We start from the raw sequence: 19,393 nt of genomic DNA, 5'->3' as shown, positions 1-19,393 counted from the left end.
CGCGACCCGCGAACGGTCGCGAGCGGCGCCCAGACTCTTCTCGCTCGTTCTCTCCGGAGGTTCTCCATGCCCGCGAATGCGGATGGCTCCCGCATGCCCAAAAACCGCAACACGACCCCGAAAGACCAGGCCAACCCGAGCATCAACCGCAGGGTCAAGGTTGCCGCCGGCGGCGGTTTCGGGACGTTGTTGGCCTCGTCGCTCACCCAGGTGCTCGGCTTGGTCCCGCCCGGCCTCGAGACCAAGTTCCATGGCGGTCTCGCCTTGGTCGGCGTGACCGGCCTGCTCTACTTGGCGCTGCCCCGCAAGGCCAAGATCACCTTGGAATGGGAACGATGATCGCAGACCGTTACGGGGTTCGCGAATTGGCCACCCTCAGTTAGTCCGGAAAAGGCGGTATTGCCTGAAGCGGCTGTCGCCCCGCTGCCCGGCGGTCAGCACCATCGCCAAGGGTTCCTGTTCTTGCTCGCAGCTCAGGTGCAGCTTCGTGGTCAACCCACCCCGCGACCGGCCGAGCGCGTGGTCTGCCGGCTCGACGCTGACCCCGCCGAGCGGTTCGACCTGCAGATCCCCCTCTCCGCGCTCCGGCTGCATGCTGATGGGCCCGAGCGCCGACGAGCACACGGTCAAACGGATCGCCGCGCAGTTCTGGCTCGGCCTCACCGCCACACCCACCCGACGCGACGGCCTCGGCCAACTCGTCACCTGGCAACTCGGACCCGTCCGCCACACCCTGTCCGACGAGGAACAAGGCACCCTCGCAGCCGCGATGCACACCGACGCCGGACCCCGACGAGCGCTGTTCATCCACGAGACCACCTTCCAGCCCGGCGACGTCGACCTGGACGCGCCCGGCGCACTCGCCGAGGTGCACCGAAGGCTGGCCCTCGACGAGCCCCGCAACACCCAGATCGCCGACGATGTCGCCGCGGCCCTGACCCGCGGTCGCAACTGTCTCGTGCTGACCCGCCGGGTCGCGCAGGTCGAGGCACTCACCGCCCTGCTCGCCGCACGCGGACATCAGCCGCTGGTGCTTCAAGGCGCGATGAGCACCCGCGAACGGCGGGCCATCGTTGACCGGCTCGACGGCGCCAAGGCCGGCGACGGCCTCCTTGTCATCGGCACCACACCGTTCATCGGTGAAGGCTTCGACGCCCCCGCCCTCGACACACTCTTCCTCGCCGGCCCGATCTCCTACGACGGGCTTCTCGTCCAGTGCGCCGGCCGCGTCATCCGCGCCGCGCCCGGCAAGGACCTCGCCGAGGTCCACGACTACCACGACCCGGCCACACCAATCCTCGCCGCCTCACTCCCACGCCGCATGCCCGGATACCGGGCCCTCGGCTTCACCAGGACATGAGCGCATGCCATCGCGATCATCATGACTGGTCCGCCGGCTACAGAGACATGACGTAAGCCAAGCGTGCTGGGCCTAGCCTGGTAGGCTAGCGGTCATGGGCCGGTTCTCCGAGGATGAGCTGCAGGCAGTTGTCTCCCGGTATGAGGCGACGCGCGCAGCCGCGTTGACCGAGCGGGACGAGCAGCTGCGGGCGTTCCACGCGGCCGGGTGGCGGCCGGTGGATCTGCAGCGGGTCACCGGATACAGCCGGGAAACGATCCGTCAGGCACTACGACCGGAAGTCCGGCGGGCGACCAACATCAACCGGCGCAGAACATCACCCCAGCCGCCAGCGGACTACCAACCCTACGGCGACCGGAAGCCCTACGTGGTAGCCGAAACCCTCACCGAACTGCACGGTCCCACCGAAGGGACGGTGACGCTTCCGCATCACCTCGACTGGTCCGGGCACGCCGAGTACGACCTGAACCGGCCCGCACGCCTGGCCAGCATGTACAAGGTAGTGCTCACCGAAGCCAGTACAGTCGAGGATCTGCACACCTGGCTCGACACCGACCTCCTCCGGCGACTCTGGCCCACCCTCTGGCTGCCACCCCAGCTCCGCCAGCGCTGGGAGGAAGCCTTCCCCGAACTCGCCGCGGCCCGTAGCGAGGCGGCGTAGCGGTGGACCCCTTCCACGAACGCCTCGCCCGTACCGGACTCGGCGCGGCCGATCGATACGGCTTCGCGCTGGCCGGCGGCTACGCGGTTCAGGCCGCCGGGCTCGTCGAGCGACCCAGCGAGGACGTCGACCTGTTCACCGCCTGGGACCGCCGCGACGAGTTCACCGCCGCGGTCACCGCCGTCGTGCACGCCTACCGAGACGACGGCTTGACCGTCGAGACCGAGCGCCAGTACGACACCTTCGCCCGCCTGGCCGTCACCGACGGCGTGCGGACCTCCAAGGTCGAACTCGGCGTCGACTGGCGTGCCAACGAACCAATCCTCATGGCGATCGGACCGGTACTGCACCCCGACGACGCGGTCGCGAACAAGATGAGCGCCCTCTACGGGCGAGCGTTCGCCCGGGATTTCATCGACATCGACGCCACCCTCCGATCAGGCCGCTACACCCGCAAAGCCCTCCTCGCCCTCGCGCAGCGCGCCGACCGTGGCTTCGACCCGCGCATCTTCGCCGACGCCCTCGGACAAGCCACCCAGCTCGACCCCGACGACTTCGCCCAGTACCGCGTCACCGGCCCAGCGCTCGACGAACTCCGAAGCCGATTCGCCGAATGGCGCCGCGAACTGCTCGACGACGAGGAAGGACGACTCGGCCCCGACTCACGGCAACGTTGAGCCCGCACCCGCAGGACCCACAACGTTCCAGCTGATCTTCAGCAAGCGATCGCAGCGAGCCCGCGAAGCGACCGGCACGCCACGAGGGACGGCAGGAGAACCGCAGGTCGTCCGCCTGGGGACACCAGCACAGCGTCGGGTTAGGAAACCGTTGCTCTATCCCCTGAGCTACGAGGACGCGAGGGCCTAGTCCAGCGACCTGGGCGTTCACCTGGGGTGGCAGGGAGTGGCCCCCGTTCGCCCACGTCCCCCGCACCCCTGTTCTCCCAGTCCAGGACCGCACCCGAGCACACGAACGCCGGTTTGCGACCGGCGGTCGGCCACGGTGACCCGCGCTGGCACCGGTTGACCCGGGTTGGCATCCGCTGGAGAGCACACAGAGCGCACATCACGCAAGATCATGGTGTGCCGCCCGCTCTACCGGCCCGGGGAGTCGCCAGCCGGCAGCGCTCACGGACCTCGCAACGGCTCCCCCCGCCCGATCACATCAAGACTTTCATGGTCGATCTGGCCCGGCTGGAGCGCGCCGACGTCGTCCTCGACACCTGCATGGGCTCCGGCGGCTTCCTCATGGACGCTATGGAGCAACTCGTCGACAAGGCCCACGGCGACGGGAAGAAGATCGAGCACATACACGAGCACCAGCTGATCGGGCTGGAGCTGGACCCGATCCTGTTCGCTCTCACCTGCTCGAACATGTTTCTCCATGGCGATGGCCGGTCGAACCTGCTCTACCGCGATTCGCTCATCACGCGCGGCAAGTCGTTCACCGTGGCCAGGCGAGATGAGAAGTTTCGCGATTACGTCAAGGGTCTGAAGCCGACCAAGTGCGTGATCAACCCGCCGTACGAGAATGACAACCCGATCAATTTTACGATGTCGGCGATCGAGTACCTCGAAGAGGGCGGTCGGCTGGTCATCATCATTCCGAACAACACGCTGTCGAAGAACTCGAACCAGAAGGCCTCTTTCGCGATCCTCGAGCGTGCTCGCCTCGACTTCGTCATCGACATGCCCCAGCAGCTCTTCTTCGAGCAGAAGCGCGGCGTGAAGACGTCCATCTTCGGCTTCACCAAGACGAGCAACGGTCACGACCACGACACTCTCGTGACCTTTGTCGATATGGAGAACGACGGGCACGAGGTGCAGCTCGCGCACGGACGCCGCGATACCGGCCGCTGGGGAGGCATCGCCGCGAACGTCCAGCGCGCCATCCGTGACGGTCTGGAAGACCGGGCGGCCCGGTCCTGGCGCACGCCGGTCTTCGACGATGCCGGACGGTTCATGCCGCGCGGCGTCCGTCAGAACCCTTGGCCGCAGACGCAGTCGCACGACCTGGACACGGCGATCGCCGACTGGCAGGAAGCGCGTGCTGTCCGCGAGGAAGCCCAGGCGGCGATGGCGGCGGTGCTGTCAGCCGCAGGCATCGGCGGCTTCGATGACTGAGTGGCGCTCTGTTCCTCTTGAGCGGCTGGTAACCCAGCACCTTCCGGAACTGGTCACGCCTAACGATGACGACACCGTTCGATTCGCGGGTGTGCGCTGGTACGGCGACGGTCTATTCGTGCGCGAGGAGCGCAAGGGCTTCGCAGTCAAGGGGAAGTGCTACGCGCTGAAGCCGGGCCTGCTGGTCTACAATCGGCTGTTTGCCTGGAAGCAGTCGTTCGCGGTCGTCACGGACGATTACGACGGAGTCGTGGTCTCGAATGAGTTCCCCCAGTTCGAGGTGGATACCGCGCAGGCGACGCCGGAGTTCCTCGCCCTCTACTGCTCGTCGCCTGTCTTCGCGGCCAAGGCACTAAGCCTGTCGTCCGGATCAGCTGCCGTGAGCCGGAACCGGCTGAAGGAAGCCGACTTCCTCCGGCTGGAGGTCGCGTGTCCGCCGCTGGAGGTGCAGGGGCGCATCCTCGAGGTCATCACCGCTGTCGACACCGTCACCGACGCGTTGCTGGCCGAGCTGGAAGCCGCGGCGGCAGTCCGGACGGCCCTGCTCGACGAGCTGCTGCGGCGACGGGATGACTCGTGGACCGACAAGCCGATAGGCAAACTCGGCTCCGTGACTCGGGGTAAGCGATTCATCAAGTCGGACTACGTCGACAGCGGCATCGGCTGCATCCACTACTCGCAGATCCACACGGACTTCGGCGCGCACACCGACGAGGTCCACTCCTGGCTGCCGGAGGGAATGCGCCCCAAGCTGCGGTTCGCCAAGCCGGGTGACCTCGTGATCGCCGGCACCAGTGAGAACTTCGACGGGGTGCTAAAAGCCGTTGCCTGGCTCGGCGACGAAGACGTGGCGGTGCATGACGACGCGTACATCTTCGAGCACGAGCTGGAGCCCCGGTTTATGTCCTACGTGTTCGCGTCTCCTGGGTTCCGTGCGCAGCTGCCGGCCGTTATCTCGAATACCAAAGTCGTTCGGGTCTCCAAGGACGCGCTCGAGCGGTTGACCGTTCCGGTGCCGCCCCCTGACACGCAGGTGATGATCGCCGACACGATGGATACCATCGACCGGCAGGTGCGAGCGACCTCGGATGAGGTTGCTCGAGCCCAGACCGCCCGCGCGGCGCTGCTGGACGCCCTGTTGACCCACAAGATCGACGTCACGCCGTCCGACCTGCCTGACGACCCGGCATAACATGCAGCGCCCGGGCGCCAGGAGGCTCGTTGATGACCTCGATCAAGGCCTCGAGGTCCTTCTGCCAGGTCAGCAGCTCAGCGAGTGTTGGCTCGTTCATGTCGCCGTCTCTGACGTTGATCGTGTTGTAGTTGACCCCAAGGTTCTCTGCCAGCCGGGCTGCCCTCTCGCGCACTGCCTTCGTTGGGTGGGTCGCGTGCAGCTTACGAAGGTCGCGAATGACGTCACCGACATCCGCATGCCCGCCGGATGGCAGATGGGCTGGATACATGTCGTGGTCTAGCCCGTACTTTTCCATAGCCTCGTAATAGATCCAGGCCAACGCGTTGCCAGCCAACTCAGCCGCCTCTTTGCGGGCCTCGAAGTGGGCCTGCTGTTGCAGCATCGCCTGTTGGTGTCGGTGATCCACCTGCTGGCGTTCGCGCTGGCCTTCGAGGTCCAGCCTCTGGCGCTCCCGCAGCCCGTCCAAATCCAGCTTCTGCCGGTCCGCTTGGCCCGCCAACTCCAGCTGCTGGCGTTGGACCTGCTGGCTGCCAGTGAGCTTAAGGTTCCAGCGATCGTACGCACCCTTTAGAGCTCCGCCCAGAAGTCCCGACATGCCAATCAAGGTGGCCCATCCAGTCCAGTCTGGCAACGGCACGTTGTCTCCTCGTTACGCCTCGAAGGATAGGCACCAGTCCGCCGCCAGCTTGCCGGGCTCCGATGTAGGCGGCAAGGGCCACTACCTCAACCGAAGAACTCGCCGACGTCAGAGCGGCAATCCGTCGGATCTGAGACGATCCACAGACCGCCAGAGGGGTTCGGGGTTCAAGCCTCAGTCCTTCGCAACGGTGCTCGAGCCGGGCCGACGGAGAAGCCGGAGCGCCCGTCGCCAACCTGCGAGGGGTTTGACGGGACGGGGTTGAGTGGTTCCGCATGGTTGCGATGAGGTGAGCGATCGCCTCCTGAAGGGTTGCCTCGGCCGCCGTACGCGCTGCTCTGGCCACGTTCGGGCGGTAGAGGTTGTCCTGACCGTAGGCACTCATAACCGCAGCCGCCGCCTCAGAGGTCTGTATCGCAGCTTGCACGACTTCCTCCTCAGCTAGCAATGCGGCACGACTGATGGCGGTGATCAGCCGGAGATACGGGTCGCGCACCAACCCTTCGACTGGCGCACGCCGGCGCTCAGCTACTGATTGGTGTCGAGGACGACTGGGCAGGCACGAGTATCCGGTCCCAGATCCGGGTACGCCCCTCTGTGCTGCCGCACGGGCTGGCCCCTGCGGTACTCGATGCCCTTCTAGGACATACGTACCAATTAGCCTCGAATACTCCTTTCGTCCGCTTCGTCCCTTGCGAGATGAGGTCTTCACAGGGTATCGTTGCGATTTTCTCAAGATCGGCTTAGGATGGACCCATGGCCGTCAGTCGTGAGCTCCTCGCCGACCGTATCCGTGCGGCAATGAATGAGGCTGGGATGACCCAGCAACAGCTCGCGGATTCCATCAATATCGATGCATCGGCCCTCTCCCGGGCTCTGTCCTGTCAGCGCAACTTCAAGTCGCTGGAGGTCGCACTGATTGCTGAGACGCTCCGTGTCTCAGTCCAGTCCCTCCTGTCAGAGCAGGAGCAGCCAGCCGTCCTCCTGGCGGCTCGCGCTCAGCCAGACACCTCACCGGCGTTGGCGTCAGCCTTGGCTCGGACAGAGGAATATGTCGAGCTGGATCGCCTTCTGGGTGATCTCGGCTTCGCTTGGGCGGCTGCCCTGGGAGGCGCGCCTGAGGATGTCATGGGAAGCCCACACCAGCAGGGCGCAGTGCTGAGTGCCCAGTTGAGGTCCCAGCTTGGGGTGGGGGATGACGTCTTTCCCTATGAGCTGTCCGACTTTGCCGTTCTACTGGAGAAGCGGCTCGGGATAGACATCGGTTTCGAGCCACTTCCTGCCGGGCTTGATGGGCTTAGCGTGTCAAGTGGCGGTTTCCGCCTCGCGCTAGTGAATAGTGGCATCTCCGCCACTCGTCAGCGCTTCACCCTAGCCCACGAGATCGGTCATCTTTTTACGGGCGATTCCCAAGCTCTGCGAATCGACGAAAACGTCTTCGGCCGCACGAATCCAGACGAAGAGCGCGCGAACGCTTTTGCGGCTGCATTCTTGATGCCAGAAAATGCTCTCAAGGCTGCAGTCCCCCGAGGCTATGTCTCTGAAGATCTGGTAACGGAGCTTCTGAGCCGATATGGCGTGAGCCTGGACGCACTTGCGTTCCGCCTACACAACATCGGAGTAATCAATGCTGCCGGCCGGGACAGGATTCGTTCCATGTCCTCGACTCGCATCGCGCTACGCAGCGGAAGAACCAGTGACCTTCAAGCACGTGGCGATAGACGAGTACCGGGTAATCTGCTTTACAGGTCGATTGAGGCTTATGTCCAGGGCAAGATTAGCGTAAAGCCGCTCGCCAGGCTGCTCTCGGTCGAACCTGATCAGTTGCTTGACGAACTTGCCCCGTTCCGACGGCGTGATCGCAAGGCGACCGAATCGCTGGAGCCTGCTCTGTGAGTGCCAGGGTTGGGGATGTCTACTTCGATACGTGCACCCTTTCCAACTTCGCCGCCGTCGATCGCCTCGACCTGCTGGAAGAACGGTACGGCTATAGGACTCGGTGGACTGAGACTGTCCGCCTCGAAGTGAAGAGGGGCGTATCTTCAAGCCCATACCTCCAACGCGTCCTAGACACGCCATGGCTGGGCGATCCTCTCGAAATCGAAGGAACAACTGCAGCCTTAACCGAAATCGACAATATTCGCCGAGGGCTTGGCGGCACAGCAAACAACCCATTGGAACATTTGGGCGAGGCCGAGATCATCTATCACATCGAAAGCGTGGACCCCTCCGGCACCTTCATATCGGACGATTATTCAGCCCTCGATTTCGCCGCAGCCAGGGGCATCGCCACCATAGACACACGACGGATCCTTGAGGAGTGCTACTCGTTAGGAGAAATTGGCTGCCCTGACGCCTTCCGCCTTATGCAGGAGATGCAATCGCACGATCGTATGGTGCGTGTTCCTGCAAGCCATATGGCGGTATGCCCCAGCTAAGGATTAGCAGCTGAAGCTGATCCTTCCCATCCCGCATGCCCTCGACCCGCCTCCTGGAGGGCGTTGTGCCTGCCGAAATTTCATCCGGGCAGTTCAGGCGGGAAGTTCGTTTTCGCGTAGGATGCCGCCGAGATGGTCACGTCGGCGGATGTCGAGGGGGCGATCGGGTCCGGATCAGTGATCGGTTCGGACAGCGGCTGGAGTGGTCTGGCGTTGGCGATGCCTTGGTGCGGCCGGCGTCGTTGTAGAACGCTTCGTATTCGCGTAGGGCGTGCAGCAAATGACGCTGGTTCCAGATGAGGTGCAGTCGAGCAGCTCACCGCGGCAGGTCCGTACCCATCGTTCCATGATCGCGTTCGTGCGGGGTATCTCGATGCCGCTGTCTACGACCTTAATACCGGCGTCGTGGAGATCCATGGCGAGGTTGCGGGCGGCCTGGTGACCTATGCGGCGGTCGGGCGGCCGGTGGCGCCCAGGATCGGGATGCGACGGCTGGCGTGTTCGATGACCGCGAAGACGTATATGCGTACGCGAGTCAACGTCACGGTCCCGATGAAGTCGGCCGCGAGGAAAGCGTTGACCTGCGAACGGAGAAAGTCTGCCCACGTCGTGGCTGACTGGTCGGGTGCGAGGCCGATGCCTCGCCTCGCGCAGGATCCCCCAGACCGTGGACCGGGCGACCTTCACCCCGAGCACGAGCAGTTCGCGGTGATCCGCCGATATCCCCAGCTGCCGTTCTCCCGGACCAACCGCAACACCAGTATGCGGATCAAGCGCAGGCTGACGCGACCGGCCGCGCCGCCTGGGACGCGAGACGGCGGTATGGCGACGCGCGACGGAGTCGTGGTGCCACTTGAGGGTCGTGTCAGCGCGCACCAGCAGCCGCAGGCCCCCCGGCGTCGGCCACAGAAGCGGGTGCAGCAGCGCAGCCAGCAGCACCCGGTCGGCAGGCTGAAATGAGCAGGACTTATGCCTGTTCTGTTGATCTTCGGCAAGCCAGCACAGCAACGCGCGCGTGCGACCCACTAACCTCGGCCTATCACGGCGGTCGTGATGTTGAATGTGTGGCGAGTCGGTAGATATGGCGAAGTGCCTGCCATGTAAGGAAAACCGCGCCAGGCAGGCAGTGGGCGGACGCACTCGCCGAGGACCAGAAGCCGGAGAGCCTGATCCGAAAGGAAATCGACGTCCACTTCAGACGAGTGCCGCCCACAGGACTCTCGAGTCGATCACGGCGGGCGTCATTGGCGACCTTGGGCTGCTGGCACCCACTAGCTTCACCACAGCCGCCGGGAAAGACATACCTATTGATGGAGATTCCGACGAGAACATGCCCAACGATGGGTGACTACGGCGCCACCGCCGCGATGAGGTGACTCCGAAGGCTTTCGATGACAGCGAGAGCCTCCTCTTCCTCGACGTCGTCAGCCCACCGCAGCCGCCAGGCTGAACCGTTCGCGAGTACTTCGTCGAGCGCTCGCACGGCCAGGTCTCGAATTGATGAATCGACTGCCATGGCCCCTGCGCCGGACAGGAAGCGTGGAGCGTACGCCGAGTTCGAGACCGGCACGCCGCTGAGCGATTGAAGCGCCGTGGCGGCCGCCGCCACCACTCGAGCGGCTTCCCCTGCCGTGAGGGCCCGCCCGGCCACCGCCACCGAAAGGGTGTCGCGTACGAGTTCGACGCGTTGGTCGAGGGGGGCGGCCTCTAGGGCGTCGCACCACTCAACCGCGTCGTCGTTGTCGAACGGACCGAGCTGCCAGGTTGCCATCGCCCTCCTCACGATGGCGATACCCAACCACACCCCGAGTCGCGCGGATGCTGCGGCTCGGGCGGACTCAGCCGACACCAAGACCCGGCGGCTGCGACGAACGCGCGATTCGCCTTTTCAAGATCGACAACTCCGCGGTATGCTCCCCCCATGTCTGAGCCCCCTGGAGAGCAGATTAGGGACCGCACCTCGGTGGAACTTTTCGCGGGCGGCGGCGGCTTGGCGATGGCCGTTCACCGGGCGGGCTTTCGTCCCCTCCTGGTCAACGAACTGGTCAAGTACGCGTGCGACACGCTTGAGGCCAACGCCGCCGTTGACTGCGGCGAGACCGAGCGGGTGCCCCTCCCCGGCGAGAGGTGGCCCTTGGTCAGGGGTGACGTCAGCCGGATCAGGTTCGACTATCTATGGGATCGGGTGGATCTCCTCGCTGGGGGACCCCCATGCCAGCCGTTCAGCCTAGGCGGCGTCGCGAGGGGCGACGAGGACAAGCGAAACATGTTCCCGGAGATGTTTCGCGCCATCCGCAAGATCCAGCCCAAGGCCGTCATGTGCGAGAACGTCCGAGGGTTGCTGCGCCCGTCCTTTCGACCATACTTCGAGTACATTGAGCGCGAGTTGCGGCTCCCCTTCCAGGAGCGTGACCAAGACTCGACCTGGCGCGACCATGACGAGGTGCTCAAGGAACGTCTGGCCGAGGAACCGCCGGACCCCAAGCGGCGGTATGACGTCGTCACCACCACGGTCAACGCCGCCGATTACGGGGTTCCGCAGATCCGCAACAGGATTATCATCGTGGCGTTTCGATCGGATCTGGGAGTCGACATCGAGCGCTTCAAGCGGTCGGTGCGTCCGCAGTACTCCGAGGCGGCGCTGGTTCGGTCGATGCTCGGCGGCACCTACTGGCGGAGGCATCCCCAGGTGCCCGAGCACGTACGCGAGCGCGTCATGTCCCGACTACCAACTACCCCTCCCGAGGATGACGGCAGACTGCCGTGGCGGACCCTGCGGGATGCCCTCCAAGGACTTGACGGACAGCCCCCCCTTCCACCCGTACCTTGGGATCGGCTCGATCGGCGAGAGCACAATCTCGGTGGATTCACCGACCACATTGGCTGGCCAGATGCTCGCATCTACGCCGGCCATACACCGAACGAGCTCGACCGACCTGCCAAGACGGTCAAGGCAGGGGTGCATGGCGTCCCTGGCGGCGAGTCGGTGATGTTGACCGACGACCTGTGGCCTGAACCGGCCAGCGAGAAGCCGTATCCCTACCGGCATCGGTATATGACGGTACGGGAGACAGCGCGCGTCATGACCTTCCCGGACAATTGGCTTCTCGCTGGTCCTCGGGGCGAGAAGATGCGCCAGCTCGGCAACGCTGTACCCGTCGTCCTCGGCGAGTTCTTCGCGAAGGCCATCGCCACAGCCCTCGACGAGGCCGAGAGCCAACGGTGACCACCACTGCGGCCAGATCCGAGAGTCGCTGGGCGGATAAGCTCCCAGACTCAAGAGCCTGGAGGGGCCGGCGCGGCCGCAGCCGAAAAGCGGCATCCCTGGAGCAAGACCGTGCCGCCGGAGGATCCGATCGGCGATGGGTTGACCTCGGCGATGGACGTTGGGCCCGCGCCTCCGTGGACCTCAAACTGCTGCCCCGAACTCGCCGGATTCGAGCCTATCTGCGATGGTCTGACAGAGGTCGCTCGCCCGCTCGATACCTGGGCGAGGTCGAACACGACACTCGGGCCGACAACCTGGCCGAGGGATGGCGGTTGGCCTGGGCCCGAGGCCTTCTCACCCCACCGGACACCGCCTCATCGTCCTGGGCGAAGAGCCCGGCCGTACGAACGGTCATGCGCGCGAACAAGGCTCGGGATACAGGCCCGGAGCGACGAGTACGCTCGCTTCTGCACAAGATGGGCTTGCGGTACCGGGTCAATGCCAGACCACTGGCCGACCTGCGTCGAACCGCTGACGTCGTCTTTCCCGCGGCTCGCCTCGCGGTGTTCATAGACGGCTGCTACTGGCACGGCTGCGCCGAGCATTACCGTCCCGCTCGCGCCAACGACCGCTTCTGGAGCGACAAGATCGCTGGGAACCGCGCCCGCGACGCGGAGACCAACGGACTACTCGCTGAAGCCGGCTGGACCGTGATCAGGATTTGGGAGCACGAGGATCCGGTCGAGGCTGTCAAGCGCGTCGCGACTGCGGTTCGGGCGGCGGCGTCCAATCGGCGAGCTCATTCGGAACGGTCCGATCCGTCGTCTTGATCTCTCGCGCGGCGTGAGTTGTTAGGCAGGTCGCGGGCCGATCCCGGCGACGGAGAGTCAGCGAACTTCACGGCGTTCGCCCGACCGAGCTCGCTGGGCGCCATCGATGGCGTGCCTCCATAGACATGGAGGTGATGCCACGTCAGGTACCTCGCCCGCGGAGACGGCGCGGCCGCGGGCAGGAGAAGGGAATGCGCCAGTGGTGGTCGGCCGAATGCGGCTCGAGCTGCCGTGTCGGTACGCACGGCGTTCGCGAGTGAGGGCTTCAGGTGGATGCGCAGGCCACCGTTGACAGTCATGAGCCCGGTGTCGAACGCGACGTCATGCGTGGGGCAGGCGGTGAGGCCGTTACGCGCGTCCAAGCGCTCGGCCGGCGTACTCGCCCGCCATGGCTTGATGTGGCTGGCGATCAGCATTCGAGCGGCCCTGTCGCCCGCCATCCTCACCGACAGGCCGCAGAAGACGCAGCGATGGTCATGGTTGCGGAGCACCTCGTTCGCGAATCGGTGCTGACCAACACGTGCGGCGGCGACAAGGAGACGTTCGGTCGTCTGTTCATCAAGATCGGCCCGCGACTTAAGCCAGCCAATCGAGGTAGCCTGTACCGCACTCTCAATCTCCGCTGTCTCTAGTTGACCCTGACCGCTAAGTCGCAGGTCAGTGTCGTCGTCCGCGAGGCCGAGAAAGTCCGGGAGGTTCTTCGAGTCGATGCCAACGTCTCGGGCGGCGGCGAGTATGACCCGGTAGACGGCACCGAGGCGCCCCGGGACCGCGAGGAGATGAGCGGCAACCTCGATCTCGTGTTTGGCGCCGTTGCGCCTGCTGCCGTCAAGGTTCGCCATCTTGGCCAAGACGCTGCTGTTCGGACGCTGGAATAGGCGCCCGAGCGTGGGGACAGGTTCCTCGGCCAAGTGGGCGGTAGAGCCACCGTACTTCCTGTGGTTTACCAAGAAACTCGCGGCGAGACACGTCAGCGTCTCGACAGGAAGGAAGTTGACCTGCCGGCCCGCTGTGACTGCGGTACGCGTGAGGATGGCCTGCCACTGCCCACGTGCGGCGGCGGAACCAATGTCGACGTAGTCGATGAAGTTGGGCACTCCCGATTGCCTCTACTAATCGAAGTTATGCGTCGAGATCGAAGAGCGAAGTGGTATCACCAGCTCCTGAGTCCGCCGCCTCCGCGTCCACGGCGCCTGCGGCGAACTGGCGGGGACCCGGGGTGAAGAGCACGTCACCGTCCGACTCCTGTCGCCACCAGCCGAGGGCGCTGCCATACCGTCGACGCTCTTGATACAGGATGAGGTAGCCGGGCAGGGCCGTCATCTGCCATCCAGTGGGTAGAGCGGTGACCAAATGCTCGGCGAGGTTTCTGGCGGTCAGGGGCTCTGCGGGGACGACCATCGAGAGGTTCTGGTAGGCCTTTCTGGCGGAAGCACTACTTTCGAAACGGAGAAGGTATGGGAGCTGGGCCTTCGCGGCCTCCAGAACGACCGCTATCGGCTGCACGCCCGGCCGCAGGTGGCACCGGTACTCAAGGTCAATGGGATAGCTGGCGTCGAAGTGCGCCGCCTTGACCACGCTCGTGTCGCGATTGCGCCCCGGATCCTTGTTGCCGAACCCGTTGGTGTTCCAGGGAATACTGTCGTGTTCCCGATACTTCTTGATAAGCAGCTTCTCCGGCGCCGCCGCGTCCAGATCCTCGTCGACGTAGACACACACGAACTGGACGCCTGCGGAGTCGAGCCCCGTTCTGCCAGACAACTTGCGCAGGTGTTGGGTCAGCCGGTCCTGCAGCGACCTGGCGGCCTTCCCGACGTAGACGCGTTCCCCCTTGAAGAACAGCGCGTACACGCCGGGGCGCGCTAGTACTGCGGAGAGCGCGACCGCTGTCAAGGGCGCGGGCTTGAGAGGCCGCAGGGTGGTTTCCAACTGATCGGCGAGCGCGCGGGTGATGCTGAGGCGAAACTCAGCCGCCCACTCTTCTGCCAACGCCGCCTCCGAGAGTTCGCCGATCCGGGTTTCGCAGTCTGACATGTCCGGCCCTCCGCGCCAACCAGTCGTGGAGACTTTCGCGTCGGCCGCCAGCACCGTCAGTAAGTGGCGATGACGCGGCAAGCTGTAACCGGTCCAACGGTGGCAGGACACCATGGCTGTAGTCGCCGTCGTGGTCAGGACCGGGCCACCCACACCGTCAAGGTCGACCGTTCTACGGGCGGTTCCGCGGACAGCCCGCCGACCGGCATGTGCGGCACATCTACTTTCCGACATGGTCGGATACCCGACTGCCAGCATGCGAACAGCGCTCACGTTCCCCCGGGCGCGCCAGATCACCCGATTGGATGATTTTCAGACTCGGTAGATCGGCCTAAGAAGGCTCGCGCATGCGAACGGAAGGCGCTGAGTGGCCGGCGGCCCCGCAGGCACGAGTGCCGTCGGAGCAGGGCATACGCGTCGTCGAGCGGGCCATGCCTATACGTGGGCTACGGCAGGAACTTATCTGAGCGAAAAGCGGCCGTCAACGCTTCGGGCGTAACGCGCTTTCACCGCGAACCAGAACGAGTGACATTGACACACTCGAAATGGACTCCTGCCCGGACCCTTGCGGGGCAAGCAGAACTCCTCCATGTTTCTCAGGGGTGGGCGAGAGCGGGGCGAGGCAGCGAGGGCCTATCAACCCCATCGGCTTCAGGCCGTGGGGTGTCAGGTTGGAAAGCGTGAGATGGAGGAGACGTTCGGGTGAGCGAGGGTGATAACTTCGCCCGCTGTGTGGCCGTACTGGCCGACGACGCGGAGCGGGCGGGGAAGCTGGAATGGTCCGACGTGGTACGCGTCGTCACGGCACGCGGCCTCGGTGGGGCTTTGCCAGAGATCGTTTTGGCCCTGCGCGACCTTGAGGTCGAGGTCAACGCGCCGGTTGGCATCGCGCCTGACGGCGGGCGGTCGGCTGGACGCGAGGCCGCCACCTTGCCAGCGTCGATGCGGATTCACGCCATTCTTCGAGGGGAGGACGAGGTCAACCTCGGCAGGCGCATCCAACTCGGCCTCGCCGCCGCTGAGACTGCGGCCAGCCTGGGAATCGATCCCGATCCGCCAGCACGGGCTTTGATCGATGACGGCCGACGGGCCCGAGACGCCCTCATCCTCGCGAACATTCGCCTTGTGATCAGCCTGGTGCGCAGGTACACCCACCGGTCGGGCGACTTAGACTTCGACGATCTGGTGCAGGAAGGTGTGAAAGGCCTTCATCGAGCGGCTGAGAAGTTCGACCCCGAGAAAGGCTTCAAGTTCTCCACGTACGCGTCGTGGTGGATTCGGCAGTCGGTGGAGCGTGCGATCGCCGACACCGGAACCCTCATCCGCCTCCCTGTCCACGTTTGGGAGCAGGTCCGCAAGGTCGAGAACTACGCGCGCTCCTTCGAGTCGCGAAATGGCCGTCCCGCTAGCCTCGCGGAGATCGCCGGTGGCGTGCAGGAAGACCCGGCACGAGTGCAGGCGCTCCTGGATTGGTCTTCCCCGGTCGTTCATCTCGACGCGTCCGTGGCCGCCGTCGATGGCGATGCGACTCTCGGCGATCTTGTGCTGGTGGCCACCGAGCCTGGTCCCGAGGAAGCCGTCGTCACCTCGGACGTCGCGGTCGGGCTGCGACAGCGATTGACCGAGGTTCTCGATCCCCGGTCGCTGCGCATTGTGGAGGCCCGCTTCGGCTTCGGGGATCAGGACGAGGCGACCCTTGAGTCCATCGGGTTCGAGCATGGCATCAGTCGGGAACGGGTGCGCCAGCTCGAGTCCAAGATCTTCGAGATCCTTCGTGAGGATCGAGATGTTCGTGCGTTGGCGGAACTGGTTTTGGGGAGAGCGGCATGAGAGGACACGAAGCGCACACTCGTTTCGTGCGGTGGCTCGACGAGCGAGTCACAGCGGAGGGCCGCGGCGACCACACGGAGACGCTTGACGTTGACCCGGCGGGGGTCTTCTGGCTGGGACGGCTCGCACCGGAGAGCGCCGCCATCGCCCGCCCCGGCCGCGAGCGACGGATGGATCCATGCGCCATCGGAATGCGGCTGCGGCCCGCCGCACCTGGGCCATGGGCATTTACCGTCCGGATCACCGCCTGCGGCTGGTACCAGATCGCCAACGGCGAAGGCAAGAAGTCCTCGAACAAGTGGGCGAAGACCGAGGTCATCGAGGTCGAAGTTCCGATCACCATGGCTCACGGGCTCCGAGAGAAGACCTTCGGCGCGGACAAGATCACCGCCCGCCTACGAGAGGTGGGTATAGCCGCGTCGGCGGAAGTCCGAGTCAGTGACGAGTCGTGGCGAGACGCCACCCCCGAACTCACCGTGGAGTTCGTGAACACGACAGAAGAGAACAAGGGGCCTCGCGGAGAGCGGTACCTGTTCCAGACCCAGATGACGATCTTCGACCTGCCGACGGTGCCCTACACCCTGGAGAGCCTGCCTGATAGCTTCCGCTACGACCGGAGCCTCACCGCGATCGGCATCAACTGCGGCGTCAACTCCCACCCCAACAGCCACATCCTCACCACCGCCGACACCATCGTCGTCGAACGGAAACGCCCCGAGTACACGTTCGGCGCCACCGCACCCGACCAACTCGACCTTGGCTTCCACACCCTCGCCACGGACCCGATCCCGCAGCTCACCGCGCTGACACTCGCCTATGAGGAGTGGGGAAAACAGCACTGGTCCGACGAGACGCTCACCCGCCGCGCGACCACCGGCGGCTGGAGCGCGGAGATGCTCGCTGAAGCCCGCGAGGCCGCCGGCCATCACCGCGCCGAGGTCGAACGGGTGCGCCGCGGCGTGGCGATTCTCGGGGAGAACGATGTCCTGAGGCGGGCGTTCCAGCTCATGAACGAGGCGATGGCCAGAGCCGCCCGCGGCCGCTACCAAGGCTGGCGCCCGTTCCAGATCGGCTTCATCCTCTCGGTCCTACCCAGCCTCACCGACGGCCCGAGCGAGTGGGACACCGTGGAGATCGTCTGGTTCGCCACCGGAGGCGGCAAGACCGAGACATATCTCGGCCTGCTCATCCTCGCGGCGTTCTTCGACCGGCTTCGCGGCAAACGGTCCGGCATCACCGCCTGGAGCCGGTTCCCTCTACGGATGCTCTCCTTGCAGCAGACGCAGCGGTTCGCCGACGCGCTCGGCGCCGCAGAGGTCGTCCGGCAGGACCATGCCATCAAGGGCCACCCGATCTCGTTGGGATATTTCATTGGCGCGTCGTCCACGCCCAACGACATCCCGAAACAGCCCACCGAATACAACCCCATCGACGTCGAAGACGACACCATGCCCAAGCGGTACAAGGTGCTCAGCCGGTGCTCCTTCTGTGCGGAGCAGACCGTTGAGGTGCGATTCAACCGACGCGTGTGGCGCCTGGAACATTTCTGTGGGAATCCCGCGTGTCGCACCAAGGGCGAACCGCTGCCCCTCTATGTCGTCGACGCCGAGATCTACCGGTTCCTACCCACCGTCGTCATTGGCACCCTCGACAAAGCGTCGGTCATCGGCATGCAAGCGAGCATGCGCGGCTTCGTGCACGGACCAACGGCATGGTGTACTCGCGACGGGCACGGCTTCACCTACGCCAGACGCGGCTCCCGCAAGGGTGGCTGCCTCGTCCCCGACTGCGAGGCCGTCACCACCCCGATCAACGAAGAGCAACGAGCCCGGTTCGCCCCCAGCTTCCGGCTGCAAGACGAGCTCCACCTACTCCGGGACTCGCTCGGCGCGGTCGACGCACACTACGAGGCCATCCTCGACGGCCTTCAGCGCGAGCTCACCGGAACGTCGCCGAAGATCATCGCGTCGTCGGCGACCCTAGAGGGTTACGAACGGCAGGTGGACGTGTTGTACTCCCGCCCCGGCCGAGTGTTTCCCCAACCCGGACCTCAGGCGGGACAGAGCTTCTGGAGCCGCGAGACCGATCAACTCCTGCGCCGATTCGTCGCCGTGTGGCCCCGCGGCGTCACTCTGGAATGGGTGTCCGACCGCACCACCACGATCCTGCAGGACAGCGTCCGAAGGCTGATTAGCGCCCGAGACGCCACGTGCGCCGAGATCGGCATCGATCCCGCCGTCGCCGACGAACTGCTCAACCTCTACGGCACCGACGTGATCTACGGCAACACCGTACGTGACGTCGAAGCCGCCCGACGTTCGATGGGCACCCAGGTACCCATCGACCCGCTCCGGGTGGAATCGCTGACCGGCCAAACGAACTTCGCTGACGTCCGCGACGTACTCGACGACCTACTTAGCCCCGAAGACGAGTTCGCCGAACGCATCCACGTCGTCACCGCCTCATCGATGCTCTCCCACGGCGTCGACGTGGACCGTCTCAACATCATGACCGTACTCGGCGTACCTCTCACCACGGCGGAATTCATCCAAGCCACCGCCCGCGTGGGCCGCACCTATCCCGGCCTCGTCTACGTAATTCACAAGGTCGGACGAGAGCGCGACTCCACCGTCTACAGCCACTTCCGAGCCTTCGTCGAGCAAGGCGACAGGTTCATCGAACCCATCCCGGTCACCCGCTCCAGCCGCCGAGTACTTGAACTCACCACACCCGCAGCAGTTGAGGCCCGACGCCTGTTCGTGCACGAACCAAAGTCTCCGCGGCAGCGCCTCACCACCGTTGACCTGCTCCGCGACTACGTGAACCTCACCGGGCTGTCACCGCGGGCCGAGGTTGACGCGGTCGCGGCCACCCTGGGCATCCGGGACACCGAACACCTGCTGCGCGAAGACCTCGAGGTCGACCTGCTCGAGGGCTACTTCGTGCGCCTGCAGGAATACGGAACCGGCGCGCGATGGCCCACCGATCTACTCGGCCGCGACCGCAAGCCGATGCTGTCGCTCCGCGACGTTGAAGCCCGCATCCCGATCAGCGACGACTAGCCCAAGGACCACGTG

General features: G+C 65.0%; 17 protein-coding genes and 1 pseudogene. 13 read left to right on the top strand and 5 right to left on the bottom strand.

Annotation, left to right across the window (positions count from 1 at the left end):
* The coding region (locus ACWEVO_RS01785; protein ID WP_452305660.1) for a hypothetical protein at positions 1-339 on the top strand (339 nt) is incomplete at its 5' end.
* A gap of 72 nt (positions 340-411) precedes the next feature.
* Here the strand turns inward: ACWEVO_RS01785 and ACWEVO_RS01780 are convergent.
* Positions 412-607, bottom strand: a pseudogene (locus ACWEVO_RS01780) (IS5 family transposase); the annotation flags it as partial.
* Between ACWEVO_RS01780 and ACWEVO_RS01775 the strand changes: the two are divergent.
* The 5 genes from ACWEVO_RS01775 (at position 593) to ACWEVO_RS01755 (ending at position 5,336) form a co-directional block, all read left to right on the top strand.
* Positions 593-1,360 (top strand): DEAD/DEAH box helicase, encoded by a 768-nt coding sequence (locus ACWEVO_RS01775; RefSeq protein ID WP_452305659.1) that lies wholly within the window; start codon positions 593-595, stop codon positions 1,358-1,360. The pseudogene ACWEVO_RS01780 and the gene ACWEVO_RS01775 overlap by 15 nt on opposite strands.
* Positions 1,361-1,454: 94 nt before the next feature.
* Positions 1,455-2,021: a hypothetical protein gene (locus tag ACWEVO_RS01770; protein ID WP_452305658.1), complete on the top strand. Its 567-nt coding sequence runs from the start codon at positions 1,455-1,457 to the stop codon at positions 2,019-2,021.
* Positions 2,022-2,023: 2 nt separating this feature from the next.
* Positions 2,024-2,698 carry a nucleotidyl transferase AbiEii/AbiGii toxin family protein gene (locus ACWEVO_RS01765; RefSeq protein ID WP_452305657.1) on the top strand — a complete coding sequence of 225 codons (675 nt, stop codon included), beginning with the start codon at positions 2,024-2,026 and terminating at the stop codon, positions 2,696-2,698.
* A 216-nt stretch (positions 2,699-2,914) separates the two neighbouring features.
* Positions 2,915-4,144: an N-6 DNA methylase gene (locus ACWEVO_RS01760; RefSeq protein WP_452305656.1), complete on the top strand. Its 1,230-nt coding sequence runs from the start codon at positions 2,915-2,917 to the stop codon at positions 4,142-4,144.
* A complete protein-coding gene (locus ACWEVO_RS01755; protein ID WP_452305655.1) occupies positions 4,137-5,336 on the top strand; it encodes a restriction endonuclease subunit S in 1,200 nt (399 codons plus the stop codon). Before ACWEVO_RS01760 ends, ACWEVO_RS01755 begins: the two co-directional genes overlap by 8 nt.
* Here the strand turns inward: ACWEVO_RS01755 and ACWEVO_RS01750 are convergent.
* Positions 5,302-5,976 carry a hypothetical protein gene (locus ACWEVO_RS01750; protein WP_452305654.1) on the bottom strand — a complete coding sequence of 225 codons (675 nt, stop codon included), beginning with the start codon at positions 5,974-5,976 and terminating at the stop codon, positions 5,302-5,304. The genes ACWEVO_RS01755 and ACWEVO_RS01750 overlap by 35 nt on opposite strands.
* Positions 5,977-6,732: 756 nt before the next feature.
* Between ACWEVO_RS01750 and ACWEVO_RS01745 the strand changes: the two genes are divergently transcribed.
* The 3 genes from ACWEVO_RS01745 to ACWEVO_RS01735 all read left to right on the top strand — a co-directional run bounded on the left by ACWEVO_RS01745 (position 6,733) and on the right by ACWEVO_RS01735 (position 9,374).
* Entirely contained in the window at positions 6,733-7,872 is a 1,140-nt protein-coding gene (locus ACWEVO_RS01745; protein WP_452305653.1) for a helix-turn-helix domain-containing protein, read from the top strand.
* Positions 7,869-8,414 carry a hypothetical protein gene (locus ACWEVO_RS01740; RefSeq protein ID WP_452305652.1) on the top strand — a complete coding sequence of 182 codons (546 nt, stop codon included), beginning with the start codon at positions 7,869-7,871 and terminating at the stop codon, positions 8,412-8,414. The genes ACWEVO_RS01745 and ACWEVO_RS01740 overlap by 4 nt, the downstream gene beginning before the upstream one ends.
* 405 nt (positions 8,415-8,819) lie before the next feature.
* Complete coding sequence (locus ACWEVO_RS01735; protein WP_452305651.1) at positions 8,820-9,374, top strand: hypothetical protein; 555 nt, start codon at positions 8,820-8,822, stop codon at positions 9,372-9,374.
* Positions 9,375-9,762: 388 nt separating this feature from the next.
* Here ACWEVO_RS01735 and ACWEVO_RS01730 read toward each other — a convergent pair whose 3' ends face one another.
* Complete coding sequence (locus tag ACWEVO_RS01730; RefSeq protein ID WP_452305650.1) at positions 9,763-10,185, bottom strand: DUF4259 domain-containing protein; 423 nt, start codon at positions 10,183-10,185, stop codon at positions 9,763-9,765.
* Positions 10,186-10,335: 150 nt separating this feature from the next.
* Here ACWEVO_RS01730 and ACWEVO_RS01725 point away from each other — a divergent pair, with 150 nt between their 5' ends.
* Positions 10,336-11,640, top strand: a complete 1,305-nt coding sequence (locus ACWEVO_RS01725; protein WP_452305649.1) for a DNA cytosine methyltransferase — start codon at positions 10,336-10,338, stop codon at positions 11,638-11,640.
* A 395-nt stretch (positions 11,641-12,035) separates the two neighbouring features.
* The gene (locus ACWEVO_RS01720; RefSeq protein WP_452305648.1) at positions 12,036-12,452 is read left to right on the top strand and encodes a very short patch repair endonuclease; all 417 of its coding nucleotides are present in this window, start codon (positions 12,036-12,038) and stop codon (positions 12,450-12,452) included.
* Here the strand turns inward: ACWEVO_RS01720 and ACWEVO_RS01715 are convergent.
* Both ACWEVO_RS01715 and ACWEVO_RS01710 read right to left on the bottom strand, forming a co-directional pair.
* Positions 12,422-13,549 (bottom strand): HNH endonuclease, encoded by a 1,128-nt coding sequence (locus ACWEVO_RS01715; protein WP_452305647.1) that lies wholly within the window; start codon positions 13,547-13,549, stop codon positions 12,422-12,424. The genes ACWEVO_RS01720 and ACWEVO_RS01715 overlap by 31 nt on opposite strands.
* 25 nt (positions 13,550-13,574) lie before the next feature.
* On the bottom strand, positions 13,575-14,639 hold the full coding sequence (locus tag ACWEVO_RS01710) for a GIY-YIG nuclease family protein (RefSeq protein ID WP_452305646.1): 1,065 nt from the start codon (positions 14,637-14,639) through the stop codon (positions 13,575-13,577).
* Between the two features lie 549 nt (positions 14,640-15,188).
* Between ACWEVO_RS01710 and ACWEVO_RS01705 the strand changes: the two genes are divergently transcribed.
* Both ACWEVO_RS01705 and ACWEVO_RS01700 read left to right on the top strand, forming a co-directional pair.
* On the top strand, positions 15,189-16,316 hold the full coding sequence (locus tag ACWEVO_RS01705; protein WP_452305645.1) for a sigma-70 family RNA polymerase sigma factor: 1,128 nt from the start codon (positions 15,189-15,191) through the stop codon (positions 16,314-16,316).
* A gap of 26 nt (positions 16,317-16,342) precedes the next feature.
* Positions 16,343-19,378, top strand: a complete 3,036-nt coding sequence (locus ACWEVO_RS01700; protein WP_452305644.1) for a helicase-related protein — start codon at positions 16,343-16,345, stop codon at positions 19,376-19,378.
* Positions 19,379-19,393: the final 15 nt, after the last annotated feature.

The sequence above is a fragment of the Micromonospora sp. NPDC003776 genome (assembly GCF_053605645.1).
This window is presented reverse-complemented; position numbering and strand designations above follow the sequence as displayed.